The sequence below is a fragment of the uncultured Methanobrevibacter sp. genome (assembly GCF_902784195.1).
In the GTDB taxonomy this organism is placed as follows: domain Archaea; phylum Methanobacteriota; class Methanobacteria; order Methanobacteriales; family Methanobacteriaceae; genus Methanobrevibacter.
Genome location: NZ_CACZTX010000001.1, coordinates 308797 through 326576, shown reverse-complemented (window position 1 = coordinate 326576; position 17780 = coordinate 308797). Strand labels below are relative to the sequence as shown.

The following is a 17780-nucleotide window of genomic DNA, read 5'->3' as shown; positions in this document are numbered from 1 at the left end:
TTTTAAGTAAATTATATGAAACTTTATATGAAATTATTTGATATTTATTAAAAATATTATTGGTAAATAAAATTTTAGATAATTAAAATATTATAAAATTTATTAGATTGGTGTAAAAATGAAATTATCAACTAGATCAAGGGAATATATCATACCGGAATATAGCTTAACTGGTGATTTATTATCATTTTTAACTTGTAATTTACAGTATCGTTATCAAAACAAGGGAAATCTTCCACCTTCAATGCCTGTTCAATTGTGGTTTGGAGAATTCATTCATGGGGCATTGGAAGAGGCATTTTTAAAATGGAAAAAGTATTCAAATACAGATCAATTAGCATTCCCTTGGGACTGGGAAGAGGAAATAAAGCCGATTGAAGACTTAATTACCGGAAGATTAAAGGTAAAAGGTTTAAACCCTCCATATGAATATGTAAATAATTACGGTCCAAAAGATAATATATATAGTGCAAGATTAGAGCGTTCAATTAACCTTTGGGGACCTCATCTATTCCCTTTAATTGAAGATACGGAAGTGTTGATAAAAGGATTAAGGTCTATGAATGATGAAAATGGCCGTTCTGATTACTATTCCATAAATGGTGTTGTTGATGTATTGAGTTCAAAAATGGTTGATAGGTTTTATCAAAAAACAAATAATAATCCATTACAACAAACTTTAGATGACTATTTCGATCTTTCCCAAACTAACAGCATAATCAGCTACCTATATAATAATGATGAGTTTAAGAGATTATTGGATGATGAATTAAATGAATATGAAATAATCATTGATTATAAGGGAATGAGAAGGCCAAGCGCACCATCTAAAGAAGAATTATTGAAAATTCAATCATTAATGGAAAATGGTGAGCTTTTTGATTCTGAGGAATATGAAAAGTATAAGGTTTGGATTCAACATGAATGGCAGATTTTAACTTATGCTTGGCTTAGGAGAAATCAGGAAAATTCAGATAAGCCGATTGTAGGAATTATTTTTTACTTAAATGAATTGGTTCCATCAAATGATGACTTGAAGGCAATCAAGGAAGATTTATTGAATAATCAAACTGATGTTTCCATAAATCAAATTAGTGAAGATGATTGGCTAAGGTTAAGGAATTGGAATGAAGACTCTGAAATAGCTATCCATAGGGACTTGTCAGACAAGTTCAAGATGGACAGATCCATTAGAATAATTAATGTCGAAGAGGATTTGATAGATAATTCCCTATATCAATTTGATAATGTCGTTAATGATATAGAGTCTTCTTTGATAAAGGAAATGAATGGCTGCAAGATTAAGGATGCCTGGAAAGCTGAAGCTGAGGATAGAACCTGCAGTGCATGTGACTTTAGAACATTCTGCAATAAGAAAAAAGGTCAAGAATCAGAAAATAAGCAAGTTTTTACAATTCCTTAAAAAATAAATGAAAAAAGAGTTAGTATAATTTCTTATAACATTAATTTAATTATATTGAATTATACTAATTAATATTAAATTTAAACTTATTTTATTACTTAAATTATATATTTTCAAATGCTTCCAGTAATGGTTTAAGACTATCACAAGGTAAACCTATGATGATTTCCTCATCTTCGATACCAGCATAACCTCTAGAACCATTGCATGCTAAAGTAGTGTTAACCTTATTGCTTACGTAAGGGCCACTTACAGCATCTGCACATAATGATTGAATTCCTGCACAGCTGGATTCCACTTTGCCTCCATGATTGTAGACAATTCCTTGTGAAATGTACATGCCGAATTTAGGTAGTGTGATAACAACAACTACATCTGGAATAAAATCAGCTTTTTCTAAAGGTGCATAGATGATTCCTAAGCTTTGCTCGTCTTTTCTTGGAATATTGTCTATTACTGATTTGGCGGTTTCAACACTATCAAACCTACCTAAATTATAATAGAATTCTCCAGAAGCGATCTTAGGTGGGAGAGGTTCCAATCCCATTGCACTTGATCCGCCTTTACATTTTTGTTCTGCAGCAGTTGAATAGAATATAGCCCCGTCAGCTGCTTTAGTAACCATTTCACAGTGTCTAAGTGTTTCAACTATTTTTTCAACACCATCTGGAATTTCACTTTCATCATTGAAAAACTTAATAGCTACTGGAAGTCTAGTTAAGTTAAGTTTCTCTTTTAAAACTTCTGCAGTTTTTTCATTATCTTCCTTTTTATAATCCATATTATCACCGATTAATTATTCATAATGAATTTAATTAATTATTTCTAAATTATAATATATTAAAGTTATGAATTATTATTCATTATGAATTTTGTTTTAATAGATTTTTTAATTATCTTATGAAAATTTTTGTATTTTTTTTATATACTTTTAATTTAAATTCTACAATAAGTTTATATGATTTAAAAGTCAATATTATATTTGTTTATAGTTTTAATAAACAAGAATATTTATTAAATTAATTTATTAATAATTTGGGCTTAAATTAATTTATATTGTATTTATTTTTATTATTTAATTTAGGGAAGCAATATAATGAGTGAATTAAAGATTATTTCATGGAATGTAAACGGTATTAGGACTCGTATAAAAAACAAGGATGTAAATCCAGTCTTAGAAAAAGAAGCTGATATCTTATTATTCCAAGAAACAAAAACATCTTATGAAAAAATGGATAAAAAATTCTTGGATAAATGTGGTTATGAATATTATTTCTTAAAAGGAGAAAGCGCTAGAACTGGCGGATTAGCTACATTTACCAAAGAAAAACCTTGTATAGTTAGAAGATTCTTTATGGAATCTGCTGATGCATTAGGAAGGGCATCTATCTTAAATTATGAAAATTTCTCTTTAATTCATGTTTATGCTCCTGTAGGAACTGGTACTAAAGCTAAATTAAATGAAAAGATTGATTATCTTAATAACCTATTATCTTTTGCAGGATTGGCTAAGGATAAGGATGTTATCATTGCTGGTGACTTTAATATTGCTCATAAAGAAGAGGATATTTCTGACTTGGATACTAAAGTTACTTTCACCGATGAAGAAAGGGAAATTCTAAATAAGTTAGAATCATTTGGCTTTGTTGATGCTTTCAGATCATCCAACAAGGAAGAGAAACAATTCACTTCCTGGAAGAATCAAGAAGCTCGTGAAAACAACGAAGGTGCACGTTTAGATTATTTCTTTGTTTCTAAATCATTAGCAGATAAAGTTAAATCATGCACAATTTTAGATGAAATTGATAGCTCTAAACATGCTCCAATAGAGTTAATTTTAGACATTTAATTCTAATTCCTATTTTTATTTTCAGATTTAACTCTATTTATATCAATTTTTATTATTTTTATCTATTTTTAATTATTTTTATCAATTTTTAACTATTTTTAATTATTTTTATTTTTCTTTTTTAATCATTTTCATTTTTTAAATTTTATCATTATTTTTTTTCTAATTTTTTTTAAAAAATCTTAAGTTTATTTCAAATCATACTAACTTTTATTAATTAGAATATACATATATAAATACATATAATAGATTACTATCTATAATTTACTAATATTATATAAAAAAATTATTGTGAAATCATGAAAGCAGCTGTTATAGGTTTGGGTGTAGAAGGCAAAAAGGCTTTAAATTCCTTATTGAAACATGATTGGGAAGTTTATGCCACAGATTTGAATGTAAATATTAGTCTGGATGATTTGCCTATATCCCTTGCAGGTGTTGACATTTCACCACAAAAAGATAAAATCAGCTTCATTAAAGATAATCTGTCCATTGATTTAGGATTTAACGATCAAGAAGAAATAGATTCATGTGATGCTGTTGTTTTAAGTCCTAGCATATGGGGAAGCAAAATAGCAGAACATTATAAGGAATCAAATAAATTGCTTTGTGATGTTATAACAAAACACAAGGATATGTTCTCTATAGGAGTCACCGGAACCAATGGTAAAACCACTACTGTAACTATGATAAAGGAAATCCTTGAAAATTCCGGGAAAAAAGTTTTAGTTGGAGGCAATGCCGGTGGTGGATTTGAAGGTTACTATGACCTTATCCTGGAAGCAGAAAATGGAGATTATGATGTTTTGCTTGTTGAAGTCTGCGATATGACCGTTGGATTCTGCAGCTATTGTTTTGACTTTGATTTGATTGCCCTTACAAATATGGGAAATGATCATATGAATGTTCATGGTTCAATGGAAGGATATAAGGATTCACTTAAAGGATTTTTCAGAGGCAAAACCATTTTTATCAATGAAAATCAGGAATTTGGCGAAGAGTTTAAGGAAGTTGCTGGATCAACCATTGAATATGATGAAACTAAATATGATTTAAGCTTGTTTGGTAAATTCAATAAATTGAATGCAGGTCTTAGTGAAGCTATAGCAAATTATATTGATAAAAACCTTTTTAAAATTGGTGAAAGCATCATAAAGGATAGTTTAGAAAATTTTAAGCCTGTAAAAGGTAGATTGGAAGTATTGAAATTAAATGATTGCGAGATATATATCGGAAAGTCTGACAATTCCGATGCAATTAAGCCAATATTAGAGGAAGTTGATTTCTCAGCTATCTTTGTAGGAACTCCAAGGCATAATGAAAATCATAGATTAGACATTTTGAATGAAGTTGTAAAGGCTAATCCAGAAGCAATCATTCTCTTTCCAGGATTAGAGGATACATTAGATCAGGCTAAATATAGATTAAATTCACTTGATTATAAAGGAAGAATTGAAATAGCTAACAATCTAGATGAAATCATTGCATTTGTTGCAGAGTTTTCACATGAAAACGCTATTTTAATTGGAGGAAATGGTCAAGAAAACATAATCAAGATACAAGATAGATTAAAGCAGATTTGTGATTCCTTTAATTCTAAGGATGATAAGTTATTATTTGAATAATTAAATATCATAATCATATTGTAATAAATATAAGATTTAAATAAAGGAAGTGTAAGTATTAGTTCAAGAAGATTAACTCAAAGAAATTCATTTAAAATATTTGTTGCATTAATTGCAATAATTATTATTCTAATACCTGTCTCCCTTGCAACTACAACCACTCATCATCAGAATATGAGTGAAATAGCAAAGTATGAAAACGGAAGCACTGTATTTGCAGGAGATAATGTAATAGATAAAAACAAGATAGATAAATATCCAATAGTTTCCAATTTTGGTTCTCTACTAACCCAAATAGGAGATGGAGAACTTGTAGATGCCTTTTTCTCAATTGCCACAGGGGCAGTTCCTACCCCATCATCTGAATTGCTTTATGGAAATGTAAGTACTGATGGTGTAGTGGATGAATTTGAAGGACCTGGATACGTTGTTGTAGATAATGATAAGATTACTGTAAATCCTCCTGGAGAGTTTGTTTGGGGATATAACAGCCCATATTTGCAAGCAAAAATTGTTCCTGATGGAATAGACATTTTCAATAATAAAACCAATCAAACAGTAGGTCATATTGATCCAAAAACCATGACTAATGATACAATTCCAGGTCAAAGGGTAAATGTGGAAACCTTAAAGTATTGGTACAACCATTATGGTCAAGGTTCCAAATACAATTTAGATTACTGTATTAATGGTTTTAATGACAATAGGTCTTATATTACTCCAGATATGTTAAAAGAAAAGTTCCCAGAAGCTTATGAGTATTCTCTCAAATATCCTGGAGGTTCTCCAGTTATTGTTTATGGTGAAAACTATACAGAAACCAAAGTGGCAAGCACATATACTTATTTGGATTCTCACCCACAATACAATGATAGAAACAGAGAATTCAATGCAAAACAGTTTGTAAAAGCTTGGAACGGTACTATAATCCCTTCAAATGCATATGGTTGTGGAAGAGAAGGTGTTGGATTCAGTTCAGTACCTGAAAGTGATGCAGAATCCGGTATGGCTACACATGGAGTATGTCCTCCTGCAAGGTCACTTAGAAATGCTGTTTTATCTTTAGGATTCAGTTTGCCTATTGGTATGGATTCTGGACGTGATGCTGTGCTTTATGGTTTCAGCCCTTCCACTGGAATTAAAATCAATAACACTCTTAAATATCCAATTAAGATTAATATGTGGACTGAAGGTTCCGGTGCGGGAATGAGAATTTATACTAACGTTTATGAAATGATTCCTAATAGTTATATTGCTAACAATACTAATAGTACTAATTCAACAAACAGCACAAACAATTAATTCATTGATTAGTTCATTATTGAAAATTCATTGATTAATTATTAAATTTATTAAAATTTATTAAAATATATTAAAAATAATTTATTAATTAAGGTAATATTATGCTTACAGTCTCAGCAGTAATAACTGCAGCTGGAAAAAATTCTAGAATGAGAAAAGACCAGGAAAACTTGAATATTCCCCTACAAAACAAACTTACACTTCCATTAAAAAATGGGGAAAATTCCAGTACAATCATTGAAACTACAATTCATAATGTATTGAATACTCAAAATATCGATGAATGTATCGTGGTTCTTGGCCATTACTGTGATGAAATATTGCCTTTTATTAATAATATTCATGATGATAGATTGAAAATTATTAAAAATGACCCTGTGATGGTAGGTCTATCTGTTTCTTTATTAAATGGTCTTCAAAATATTAATTCAGATATTGCATTATGTGTAACTGGAGATCAACCTACAGTCACTACAGAAACTTTCAATAATATTTTAAACACTCTTTTTAACTCAGAAAATCCTGAAAAGACCATTTCCATTCTCAGAAGACGAAAGACTGGAAAACTACACACTGCTGAAGGATTAGGAATGCCTTTTGCAGCTAATAGGTTGGAATTGATTAAATATCTAAATGGTAAGGATGATAATTTAAATCCTATCTTAAGAGAGATATTTGCAGATGGATTTGATTTTTATGGAGTTAAGGAGATTCATCCAAATGAATTAATTAATATAAATCATTACAGTGAATACGAAAGTATTTTATAAAGTTCAATTATTAATTTATAAATTATTATTAATGTTACAGTGAATACGAAAGTGTTTTATAAAATTTTATACTTATTATATAATATATAAAAGGTGAAAATATGTCTTTTGAAAAAGAAATTAAATTAGTAGAAGAACTCTGTATGACTCCAGGTATTTCTGGACATGAAGAAAAGATTGCAGAGATTATTAAAAGAGAATTAAAAGATGTAGCTGATGATATTGAGACAGATTTAATGGGTAATGTAATAGCTACTAAAAAAGGTTCCTCTAAAAAAGGGCCAAAAGTTATGCTTGCAGCTCATATGGATGAAATTGGATTGATGGTAAGATATATTGATGATAACGGTTACATAAAATTCTCAACCATTGGTGGAATAAATGACCAAATGCTAATGAATCAAACTGTTGTAATTCACTCTAAAAATGGCGATTTAACTGGTGTGATCGGTTCTAAACCACCTCATGTCACTAAACCTGAAGAGCGTAAGAAAGTTGTTCCTTACGATGAAATGTTTATTGACATTGGAGCAAAGGACAAGGAACAGGCTGAAGAAATGGTTTCCATTGGAGATCCAATCACTTTCAAATCATGGTTTGAAGCATTCCCTAATAACTTGGTAATGTGTAAGGCATTGGATAATCGTCTCGGATGCTATGTGATGATGGAAGTTTTAAAAAGAGTAGACTCCAAAGCAACCGTTTATGGTGTTGGAACAACTCAAGAAGAAGTAGGATTGAAAGGAGCTAAAGTAACTTCCTATAAATTAAACCCTGATATGGCATTTGCTTTAGATGTAACATTATCAGGTGACCATCCAGGAATCAAACCAGAAGAAGCGCCTGTAGTCATTGGAAAAGGACCTGCTGTAATCATGATTGATGCAAGTGGAAGAGGAATCATCACTCCTAAAATCATTAGAGACTTATTGATTGGCACTGGAGAAAAAGAAGAAATTCCATTCCAACTTGAAGTAAGTGATGGTGGTACTACTGATGGTACAGCTATTCACCTTACTAGAGAAGGTATTCCAACAGGTGTTTTATCTGTTCCAACCAGATACATTCACACAACTGTTAGTGTAGCTAGCATGGAAGATGTTGAAAACACTATCCAGTTGATTGTAGCTGCTATTAACAGTTTAGAATAAAATTGAATAAAATTAGAATTTAGTATAATAAGAATAAAATTAGAATAATTTTAAATAATTATTATTCTATTTATTCTCTTTTTGTTTTTTTTATTTGTTATTTTTTTTAAATTTTAAAGAAGTCTTTTTTACTATTTTTCATTTATTCTTATCCATAAGGGCTGAATCCTTCTTGGAAATGCTCACATACTTCTTCTAACTTTTCTGGAATGTTTATTTTTTGTGTACAGTAATCAATGCAGGTTTCACATTGGGTGCAATCACTTGCAGGAACCTTTTCTTCACCTAATTTATCATAATACAATCTGTATATATTGGACTGTTTCTGTACACTATGATGATTATATAATCTGAAATACTCTGGAATTGGGATTTCCAATGGACAAGCTTTAAGGCAATAGCCGCATTCACTGCATGGTACAGCAAGATTTCCCCTTAATTTATCTGCTTCTTCTAATAAGAACATATGTTCCTCTTCGCTTAATGGCTCAAAGTTTTCAAAGGTATCTATATTATCCAATAAATCTTCCATCTTATTCATTCCACTTAAAACCATTTTTACATGTTCCAATGAAGCGCAGAACCTCATTGCAAAGCTTGCAATAGACTTATCTGGATTGAATGACTTAAAATCATCATTGATGCTTTCTGGCTGATTTACAATTACACCACCTTTAAGTGGTTCCATAACATAAACGTCAAGACCGTGCTTTACACATAAATCATAGCATTTGTGAGCTTCAATAGCTGGATCTTCCCAATCCAAGTAATTAAGTTCCAATTGGACTATATCAAGAATATCTGCATACTTATCAAGGAATTTCTCAAGCAAATCAGAGTTGTCATGGAAACTTATACCTATTTTCTTAGTTATGCCTTTTTCTTTCATGTTCTTTACATATTCAAAGGTATTGTGCTCTTCAGCTAACTTTAACCATGGAACATTGATATTATGTACAAAAAATACGTCAAAATAGTCAATTCCAAGCCTTTCAAGCATGGTATTAACAAATTTATCGTTATCTTCTTCACTTGTCAATGCCCATGTAGGCATTTTATCACATATTTGGTAGGATTCACGAGGATATTTATCAACTATTGCTTTTTTCATTGCAACTTCACTAACTCCATTATGATAAGCAAATGAGGTATCAAAGTAGTTGAATCCTTTTTCCATATAAAGGTCTACCATTTCATTAAATAATTCCTGGTCAATTTTAGTAGGGTCATTTGCATCAGTTTGAGGCAATCTCATGCATCCAAATCCAAATTTTGATTTATATTCCATTTTTTCACTCCAAATATTTTTTTATCAGTTTTTTTTAATCTATAAACCTTGTTAAATTAATATAATTGTATATATAAAAATACTTTTAATTAATTGTATATATAAATGTTTTTATATGAAAAAACTATTAAAATTTATTCCAATTATTTTCTTTTATTTCATTAAAAAAGATTAAAAAATTCTTATTTTTTAAATTAAATCTTTTTTAGAGATTTATATAAAAATTGCTATTTACAAAACTTTATAAATTACTATAAATATAAATATAATTGTATCAAAAAATTATTAAATATTTTATATAAATCTTAAAAATATTAATTATAATTTCACCTAAAAAGGGATAATAATATGCAATTCAGAACACCATCAAAAAATAACACTATATCTAATAAGGATATTGAGAAGGAGTTTAAGAATCTAAGAAAGGAACTCTTGGATTTAACCTTACGAAACCCTCTTCTTAGCTTCAAGGCAAGGAACAGAAATCTCAGTATCATTAACCAAACACCTATGAATGCATATAAGATCCTTGTTTTAGAGAATAAGAAAATGTATTTCTCTCCTAATAAGGCAGAGACCAAGAAATCCAGAGCTCACACTTTCATAGATCAAACCAAGGAATTCTTATCATCTGAAAGCGATAAAACCTTAAAAGCAGATTTGACACCTAGTGAGCTTCAAAAAAGACTATTTTATATTGACCAGCAATCTAAGACAATGGTTCAGGAACAAGGTTACAATATTTTGTATATTGCTCTTGGTTTTATAGAATGGATTGACAAGAAGAAACCAAGACAAAAGAATTTAGCCCCACTTATTCTTATTCCAGTAGCTATGGAACGTAAGAAGGTTGGAAATTCATTTTCATTATCCTGGACTGGAGAAGACATTCAAAACAACATCTCAATTCAAGCTAAATTGCGTGAAGCGGGAATAGAGCTTCCTAAATTTGAGCAAACTTCTTATATTGAAGGTGTAAACCAATATTTAGCAGATGTTAAAAAGGCAATCAGACCATTTAGCAAATGGGATGTTAAGGATGATGTGGCTTTAGGATTCTTTTCATTTACTAAATTTGTCATGTATAATGACTTGAATCCTGAAAGTTGGAGCAAAGATGTTGATTTAACTAAAAATGAACTTATTCAATCAATATTTAATCCAAGCAAAAATGTCTATGAGGATACATTTGAGGAAGAGGATGTTGATGAAAAACTCCATTATAAAACAATGTATCAAGTCTTGGATGCTGATTCATCACAGATTGCGGTTATAGAAAACGTAAAGGCAGGCCATAATTTAGTTGTAGAAGGACCTCCAGGAACAGGTAAATCACAAACTATCGTAAACTTAATTGCAGAGCTTATAGCAGAAGGAAAAACAGTTCTCTTTGTAAGTGAAAAGATGGCTGCACTTGAAGTTGTAAAAAGCAGATTGGATAGCGTAGGCCTTGGAAAATTCGTATTAGAATTGCATTCACACAAGACAAGACGAAAACAATTCTTGAAAAACCTTAAGAAAGCAACTAATGTAAGGGCTACAAGAGACTTGAAATTAGATCAAACCCTTAGAAAGCTTGAAAACTTACGTGACCAATTAGATCAATATGCTGAAATAATTCACACTCCAATGGCTAATGTAAATCTCACACCATTTGAATTATATGGTATGAAAGAGTCTTCAGAAGACTATTTTGCAAGACAAAGTAAGTTGTTGCCATTAGTCAGATTCAATAATGCTGAAGACTTAACAATGAAGGAATTGGATGATATTATAATATCATTAGAGAATTTAGCAGAATTATACTCAACCATTTCCAAAAACAATCCGTGGAGCTATTGCAATCCAAAGAGCTTGCTTCCTGCGGATTTAAGGGAAATTGAATTATTGATAAGGGATAGCTTAGAGTCTTTAAGTGATTTCAGATATGAAATGAATGTTGTCAATGAAGTATATGGTATTAAGATTCCGAATACCTTAAAAGAATATGAAGACTCAATCACTGCTTTAAACATTTTAAATAGTGAAAGCGCTAACTTAGTGGATAGTTCCATCTTGCTTAGCAAATATTGGTTCAATAGTCCAGAGAAATCCTTGGAACTCATTAAGCTATTGCAGCATTATCAGCATGCGTCTGGATTATTCAATAAATTCTCAGATTATCTGCTTGTTGCAGATTTAGATACAATAATATATGATTTGGAAAAGGAATCCCATAAGAAATTCAAGCTCTTTGGTGGAAATTCCCATAAGGAAGAGCTTTATAAGCTTTATAACGGCAATGTTCCAAGTGATAGGGAAGCATTGAATGACTTGATTAAAGTGAGAAACCATATTAAAATCAGACAAAGCCTAAAGGATAACGAAGCTCTTGGAAGAGCATATTTCGGTGATTTATGGAGTGAAAACGCTAATATAAATGACTTGAAGCAAGTGGCTAATTGGATGAATAAATTTGTCTATCTCATATCAAATGGCACTTTTAGTGAAACTACTGTAAAAATGCTTTCAAATGATCTTTTCCTTCCGGATATGGATTCCAGCATAGATGACTATGTTGAAAAGGGAAATAGATTCTATGAAAATCTTAAGAAATTGGAGTCAAAATTAAATCCAAGAAGCAAAATCATCTTTAAAAGGGAAACAGATGATGTTCCATTTGACAAATGGGAAAATCAATTGAATAAATGGAAAGGACAATTATCAAGCTTACATTTATGGTCTCAGTATTCCAACACCAAAAGGGCATGCAGGAATAGTGAGGCATCATTATTCATTAAGACCATTGAAAAAAGAAACATTAAGAAAGATGACGTTAAACCAATGGTTTTAGGTAATTTTGCAGACAGCTTACTCAATATTGTCTTCAATGAAAATGACACTTTAGCAACATTTATCGGTGAATTGCACGAAAACAGAATCAAGGAATTCAAGGATTTGGATGTAAAGATCATTAACTTGAATAGAAAAAGGATTTTCAATAAGCTAAATAGCCAAATTCCTAAGATTTATGGTGCTGCTAATGATCCAGAAGCTAAGGTATTGGCAGGAGAATTTACAAGAAAAAGTGGACATTTACCTGTTAGAACATTGCTTGAAAAGGCAGGAGGAACCATTAAAAAGATTAAACCTGTCTTTATGATGAGTCCATTGTCCATTGCACAATATCTTGATCCTACAAATCCTAAATTGCAATTTGACGTAGTCATTTTCGACGAAGCAAGTCAGGTGAAACCTGAGGATGCATTAGGTGCATTCATGAGAGGTAAGACTGCTGTTGTAATGGGAGACACTCAACAATTGCCTCCTACAAGCTTCTTTGACCAAATGACTGATAGTGAAAGTGGGGAAGAAGTGGCAACTGCTTTGGATATGGAAAGCATATTGCATTTATGTAAATTATCATTCCCAGTTAAAATGCTTAAATGGCACTACAGAAGCCGTCATGAGTCTTTAATTAATATCTCTAACAGGGAGTTTTATGATAATGAACTATTGGTTTATCCATCTCCATCCCACACAGATCCTGAATTAGGGCTTAAGTTCCATTATAATCCTAATACACAATACCACAGAGGAGAAGGCTCAGCAAATCCTCTTGAAGCAAAGGATGTAGTGAAAGAGATATTTAAGCACTTTGCAAAATATGGTGATAAGAAGAGTTTAGGTGTAGGTACATTCTCTGTAGCTCAAAAGAATGCAATTTTAGAGGAATTGGAGATTGAAAGAAAAGCACATCCTGAATATGAAGCTCTCTTTTCAGAAAATAAGGAAGAAAGATTCTTTGTTAAAAACCTTGAAACAATACAAGGTGATGAAAGGGACGTCATATTGATCAGTGTTGGATACGGTTATGACACAGAAGGTAAAATGTCTTTAAACTTTGGTCCATTAAACCAAGACGGTGGAGAAAGACGTTTAAATGTGCTTGTTACAAGGGCAAGAGAAAAATGTGTTGTATTTACCAACTTCAGAGCTCATGATATTCATTTGACTGCAAATCCTCCATTTGGTGTAAAATCATTGCAAGCCTTCTTGGAATATGCTGAAAACTTGCATTATAACCAATCAGTTCAATATGATGATTATGAGGAAGCTCCGTTTGAAGATGCAATTTGCAACTTCATAGCTGAAAATGGATATGAAGTGGATAAAAAGGTTGGTTGTGCAGGATTTAGAGTGGATTTAGCTATTAAAGACCCTGATAATCCTGGAAAATACATTTTAGGAATTCAATGTGATGGTCATAATTACGCTTCAAGTAAGGTTGCAAGAGATAGGGATAGATTAAGAGAACAAGTCCTAAATGGTTTAGGTTGGAATATTTATCATATATGGTCTACTGATTGGTATAGAAACAGAGACTTAGCAAGAGCTAAATTATTGGAAAATATTGAATCAACTATTGTCAACACTAAAGTTAAAGACTTGAAGAAAAAGATCAATGATGTTGAATCAATGAAAATCAATCCAGTCACTACTGTCATCCTTGGAAAAGACGATGATGAAGAGGACAACGATGATTTCATAGAGAATAACGAAGAAAATGACATGGATATTTCTGATAATATTTCAGATAGTATAGAAGATAAAATAATGGATAATGATTTGGCAAATATTCAATCTATAAAAGAGGAAATCAATATAAAGACTGAAAAGGATAAGGAAAAAGAGAATTTAATCAATAAATATTTAGAAGGGTTTGATGATGAATTTACTAAAAACACTTCCAATGAGGATAAAACTTCCATTGATGATATTCCTGATCTTATCGATGATGAAAATGAAATCGATATTCCATCCGTAGACAATATAAAAATAGAGGATAAGAATCCTAATGTTCCTAGAAATAAGGACATTAATAAGGATATAAATAAGAATAAAAGCAATGAAAAAGATGAAAATACTGATATTCCTATAAAAAGAAATATCAAAAAAGAGGAAAAATCTCAAAACAAACAATCAAATACTCATATAAAGCACGAAAAAGAGAAAAAATCTAATTTAAAACCTCAAAGAAGTACTAAATTCAATTCATCTAAAGATGATGTTTCCTCTAAATTTGAAGGAAATTCAAAAGATAAAAAAACTAAATCTAAAGATAATTCTTCAAATAAAAAAGGCATTCTTGATGGTGAATTTAAAGTAAAAGAGAATTTTGCTGGTTCTAATAAAGCAAATAATACTCCAAAGGAGAATAGGAATAATGGAAATACTATGGCAAAATCTCTTATGAATAGATTAAGGAATATAGGGGATGAATTAGTAAATAATAGGCAAAATAATGGTTCTCAAAACATAGATGGGTCTGAAAAAGCTCAAAAATCTAAAAAAGAGCAAATTAAAAAGTCTAATGAACCACAAGTTGAAAAAACAATTCCTCAAAAAGAGGAAAATAAGCCTATTGAGAAAAAATCAATTGAAAGAGAACGGCTTAAAGAGGAACCTGTTGATTTAGAAACAAATAACATTCATGATCAAACTTATGAGAATGTGAATGAATTTGAAGAAAAGGAAAGTATTATTAGTGATGATGATATAGAATATACTACTGAAGAAAATCTTGAAGTGGATATTAAAGAAAACATTAAAGAGGATAATAAAGAAATATTCGAAGAAAAAGTCGAAGATGAAATTGATGAGGATATCAAAGGGGCACCTGTATACAGTTTTGATGAAGAAGACGAAGATGATGATGTAATTGTATACAGCCTTGAAGATGATATCGAAGATGACATAGAGGATATTTCAGAAGATATTATTCAAGAGTTAAATGAAGAAGATTTAGAAACTAATGAATCTGAAGGTATTGAAAACATGAGAGAATATAAAGCTCCTAGAAGAAAGAAAGATGATGATGCATTTGATGATGCTCCAGATGTTATTGTTCCTATTAGCGCTGAAATTAGAAATAATAATCATAATAATTCTTATGGAGAAGATGGAGATTATATTTCTCCAATCGATAATGATGAATTTGAAGAGTTTTATGAGGAATCTAAAGATTCAGTCAATGAAATAGACAATGCCCAATCAAATGATCATTCTCAAGCTCAAGATGAATCTTTCCATGACCCTAATAATCCGGAAAGTCCTTATTATTATAGTGCAGTGGGAATAGATAATGCTCTTAAAAAGAATGCTGTTCAATATCCTAGAACTAATGATAGAAATAAGACAGGCCTTGCTGGAACAGTTAGCAGCCTTAAAAATGAAATGTTATACTTAAAAGCGTCTATGGATGAAATAGAAAATCCGACTGAAAGGGAAACAGTTTATGTAATAGACCGTAATGCTGATGATGAATTCTTTGAAGATCCATATGACCCATATCAAGAGCCAACTGTAATTGATAATACTCAAAAATCAGAAGAAAAGCGTTACGATTCATTATTTACATCTAAAAAACATGAATATTTAGATAAAATTGAAGAGTATACTAATGAATCTTCTAATGATTATTTAGGAGATTCTGCTGATTCATTTTTAGATGAAATTCCTGAATTTGATTATATTGATGAAGAAACAGAACCTATTATACCTATAAGTTCATCAATTAATCAGGAAACTGACATTTATGAAACCAATTCAGAAACTTATATTCAAAGCAATGAATCTATTCCTGACCATAGGACAGAAGAATCTATTATTTTAGAGGAATTAGGCGAAAAATTAATTGATTCTGATGACGAGTTTGAACATATAGATGATATAGAAATTGATGATAAACAATTTGAAGATATCATCTCTGGTGTTGGACAAGGTTATCAAGACATGGAAGATGAAAGAATAAAGGAAACTAATGTTCTTAGAGCAGTAGATAATACAAGACTTACTCCTACTGGTGAATTAAGCGATTATATTGAAGACTATAAGGAAATTGAGAACTTAATTATTCAATCCCCATCTGAAATCTATGAAGATGAAAAGAAATTGGCAACTGCTATTATGGATATTGTAGCTGCTGAAGGTCCTGTTCATGTAGACACAGTTATCCGTAGATTAAGAGAAGGTTGCGGATTATCCCGTGCAGGTACTAAGTTTAAAAATACCATATTGCAAGTAATTGATAGAAATGAAAATCATTTGCTTTTAATTAGAGAAAATGATTTCCTATTCATTGACTATGACTCTGTTAAGGTTAGAAAGAGAGTTAAGCCAAATATTGATTTAATTTCAGAAGTAGAAATTGAAAAATCCATTGATTTGGTATTAAGTTTTGAAAAATCATTGAAAGTTCAAGAGTTAGCTAAGAATGTTTCCAGAACTTTCGGATTTAGATCAACTTCCAAGAAGACTTCCAATAAAATCACTTTAGTCATTGATTCAATGATTGGTAAAGGAATTTTGATTAATAATAATGGTAAAATTGAATTTAGATAAATCAATTTACTATTTATTTTTTATATTAAATTTTTCCTATCATAAACTACTGTTTTTATTATAACTATCAAAATAATTAGGTATTTCTTTAATATTATTCATACTTATATTAAAATTTATATTTTAGAACTGTTGGATGTATATGCTTTTATTATTTTATATGATTTTAGCCATTTTATATTCATTCTCGTCTATTTTTTATTCATTTTTCTTTCTATTAGATCCATTATTTTTCTTATCTTATAATCTTCCAAAATGATAATTATTAAATTTCTTATAGTTATTACTTTTTTTATATAAATTATTATTAATATATTACTTTTTTCTTAATTAGTAATACATTATATTTTTGATAATTATTAAAAAAAGTCCAATAAGTATTACTATAAAATTTCAAAAAGTATTAATAAATTAATAATTAGTAATACTTTTTATCTTAATCAAAGTAATAATAAACTATAAATTTTTATTATTTATTAATAATAATTTATCATAAAGTATTACTCTAATAATTAATAATTTTTTTGTTTAAAGTATTACTATTTTATAAAATTGATAATTTTTAAATTTTTTAATTAATGATGCTGATAATTAAGAAATTCATTATTAGTTTCTTCTAATCAAAACATTTTCTTGATTACAATTATGGAAATTTTACTCCTGGAGATTATGAAGATGAAAAATTTCAAAATTTTTCTAAAAAAAATATTTTGGTTTAATTTCAAGTGTAAAATTAAAAAATTTAGCTAAAAATCAAAAATGCACTAAAATATTAAAATGATACTATTACATATACATCAATTGGTAATTTTTTTATACTTTTAAACATTTATTTTTCTAAAATATTTTTTACTTCGTTATACTGTAGTTTAACGAAGTAAATTTTTATAAAAAATCTTGAAAAAACAGCTCTAAGGAGTTCTTTTAGAAAAATATAAAATCGATTTTTTTAAAGGTTTTTATTGGATTATTTTCCAGAAAAATTAATT

At 29.8% G+C, this 17780-nt stretch carries 9 protein-coding genes; 7 read left to right on the top strand and 2 right to left on the bottom strand.

The features are described 5' to 3' along the window. Positions 1–118 precede the first annotated feature (118 nt). Entirely contained in the window at positions 119–1423 is a 1305-nt protein-coding gene (locus QZU90_RS01460) for a hypothetical protein (protein WP_296855099.1), read from the top strand. A 103-nt stretch (positions 1424–1526) separates the two neighbouring features. Here QZU90_RS01460 and QZU90_RS01455 read toward each other — a convergent pair whose 3' ends face one another. Continuing rightward, positions 1527–2204 (bottom strand): DUF169 domain-containing protein, encoded by a 678-nt coding sequence (locus QZU90_RS01455; protein ID WP_295605244.1) that lies wholly within the window; start codon positions 2202–2204, stop codon positions 1527–1529. 315 nt (positions 2205–2519) lie between these two features. On the opposite strand from QZU90_RS01455, the gene QZU90_RS01450 reads away from it, so the two are divergent. From QZU90_RS01450 to QZU90_RS01430, 5 genes are all read left to right on the top strand, one after another. Next, positions 2520–3272: an exodeoxyribonuclease III gene (locus QZU90_RS01450; RefSeq protein WP_296855097.1), complete on the top strand. Its 753-nt coding sequence runs from the start codon at positions 2520–2522 to the stop codon at positions 3270–3272. A 299-nt stretch (positions 3273–3571) separates the two neighbouring features. Then, complete coding sequence (locus QZU90_RS01445) at positions 3572–4897, top strand: Mur ligase family protein (protein WP_296855095.1); 1326 nt, start codon at positions 3572–3574, stop codon at positions 4895–4897. A gap of 174 nt (positions 4898–5071) precedes the next feature. After that, positions 5072–6199 carry a hypothetical protein gene (locus QZU90_RS01440; RefSeq protein WP_295605238.1) on the top strand — a complete coding sequence of 376 codons (1128 nt, stop codon included), beginning with the start codon at positions 5072–5074 and terminating at the stop codon, positions 6197–6199. A gap of 101 nt (positions 6200–6300) precedes the next feature. Beyond that, a complete protein-coding gene (locus QZU90_RS01435) occupies positions 6301–6969 on the top strand; it encodes an NTP transferase domain-containing protein (protein ID WP_295605236.1) in 669 nt (222 codons plus the stop codon). A 101-nt stretch (positions 6970–7070) separates the two neighbouring features. Then, the gene (locus QZU90_RS01430) at positions 7071–8120 is read left to right on the top strand and encodes a M42 family metallopeptidase (protein ID WP_295605233.1); all 1050 of its coding nucleotides are present in this window, start codon (positions 7071–7073) and stop codon (positions 8118–8120) included. Between the two features lie 148 nt (positions 8121–8268). Here the strand turns inward: QZU90_RS01430 and QZU90_RS01425 are convergent, their stop codons facing one another. Beyond that, a complete protein-coding gene (locus tag QZU90_RS01425; protein WP_295605231.1) occupies positions 8269–9408 on the bottom strand; it encodes an aldo/keto reductase in 1140 nt (379 codons plus the stop codon). 348 nt (positions 9409–9756) lie between these two features. Between QZU90_RS01425 and QZU90_RS01420 the strand changes: the two genes are divergently transcribed. Beyond that, the gene (locus QZU90_RS01420) at positions 9757–16791 is read left to right on the top strand and encodes a DUF3320 domain-containing protein (protein WP_296855093.1); all 7035 of its coding nucleotides are present in this window, start codon (positions 9757–9759) and stop codon (positions 16789–16791) included. Positions 16792–17780 lie beyond the last annotated feature (989 nt).

What these genes read in the sequence shown, in the direction of transcription:
- QZU90_RS01420 (WP_296855093.1), top strand. Translation starts at nt 9,757, where the DNA reads ATGCAATTCAGAACACCATCAAAAAATAACACTATATCTAATAAGGAT.
- QZU90_RS01450 (WP_296855097.1), top strand. Translation starts at nt 2,520, where the DNA reads ATGAGTGAATTAAAGATTATTTCATGGAATGTAAACGGTATTAGGACT.
- QZU90_RS01430 (WP_295605233.1), top strand. Translation starts at nt 7,071, where the DNA reads ATGTCTTTTGAAAAAGAAATTAAATTAGTAGAAGAACTCTGTATGACT.
- QZU90_RS01445 (WP_296855095.1), top strand. Translation starts at nt 3,572, where the DNA reads ATGAAAGCAGCTGTTATAGGTTTGGGTGTAGAAGGCAAAAAGGCTTTA.
- QZU90_RS01425 (WP_295605231.1), bottom strand. Translation starts at nt 9,408, where the DNA reads ATGGAATATAAATCAAAATTTGGATTTGGATGCATGAGATTGCCTCAA.
- QZU90_RS01455 (WP_295605244.1), bottom strand. Translation starts at nt 2,204, where the DNA reads ATGGATTATAAAAAGGAAGATAATGAAAAAACTGCAGAAGTTTTAAAA.
- QZU90_RS01460 (WP_296855099.1), top strand. Translation starts at nt 119, where the DNA reads ATGAAATTATCAACTAGATCAAGGGAATATATCATACCGGAATATAGC.
- QZU90_RS01435 (WP_295605236.1), top strand. Translation starts at nt 6,301, where the DNA reads ATGCTTACAGTCTCAGCAGTAATAACTGCAGCTGGAAAAAATTCTAGA.
- QZU90_RS01440 (WP_295605238.1), top strand. Translation starts at nt 5,072, where the DNA reads ATGAGTGAAATAGCAAAGTATGAAAACGGAAGCACTGTATTTGCAGGA.